This is a genomic window from Rhizobacter sp. P3_C12 (assembly GCF_056402735.1).
In genome coordinates this window covers 1-894 of record NZ_JBFUGW010000627.1, presented here as the reverse complement: position 1 = coordinate 894, position 894 = coordinate 1, and the positions used below count along the sequence as shown (strand labels likewise).

General features: G+C 69.8%; 2 protein-coding genes. Both read left to right on the top strand.

Going from position 1 to position 894, the window contains the following annotated elements; genetic code table 11:
* Positions 1–567, top strand: a 567-nt coding sequence (locus AC1DXV_RS35045) for a DUF2460 domain-containing protein (RefSeq protein ID WP_477938104.1), incomplete at its 5' end; no start/stop codon positions are given.
* A gap of 10 nt (positions 568–577) precedes the next feature.
* Positions 578–894, top strand: a 317-nt coding sequence (locus AC1DXV_RS35040; protein WP_477938103.1) for a baseplate hub domain-containing protein, incomplete at its 3' end; no start/stop codon positions are given.

Genomic DNA, 894 nt, shown 5'->3' with positions numbered 1-894 from the left:
GGCCTGAAATGGGGCAGCACCCGCGTGCCGATGCACCGCACCAGCGTGCGCGAGACCCCGAGCGGGCGCGAGTTCCGCACACGCTATTTCAGCTTCCCGCGCTGGCGTTACAAGCTCGCCTACGAGGTGCTGCGAGAGAACGACGGCCTGGCCGAGCTGCAGGCGCTGGTTGGCTTCTTCAACGCCCGCGGCGGCGCGGCGCAGCGCTTCCTCTACCTCGACCCGGACGACTGCACGGTCGTCGACCAGCGCCTGGGCACCGGCGACGGCGCCATCCGCAAGTTCCAGCTCGTGCGCACCTGGGGCGGCATGGTCGAGCCCGTCTATGCCGCGGCGGATGACGCCCGCGTCTTCCTGGGCGGCGCGCTCGCCGACCCGAGAACCTACGACATCGGGCCGAGCGGCGTGCTGACCTTCAACGTGCCGGTGGCGACCGGCCTGCCGGTGACCTGGGCCGGGCACTTCTACTGGCGCGTGCGCTTCAAGCAGGACGAGACCGAGGTGTCTCAGTTCCTGCGGCAGCTGTGGGAAGCGCGCAGCGTCGAGCTGATCACGGTGAAGCCCTGAGCACCCGACGATGAGAACACCGTCCTGGGAGAAGGCGCCTGGCGCGCTGGCCGAACTGCTGAACTCCGAGCTCGAGCTCGGCTGCATCGACCTCTACACCTTCACGCTGCCGGGCGGCCTGGTGCTGCGCTGGACGAGTGCCGACCAGGCGATCACGGTCAACGGCACGACCTGGTCGCTCGGGCCGGGCCTGCGCCGCAGTCGCACCCGGCTGAGCGTCGGCATCGAGGTCGACAGCCTGGACRTGACGGTCTACGAGCTGCCGGCGGACCTCGACAGCGAAGAGCGGGCGATGCAGCTCAACGGCACGCCGCTGCTGGCCTACAT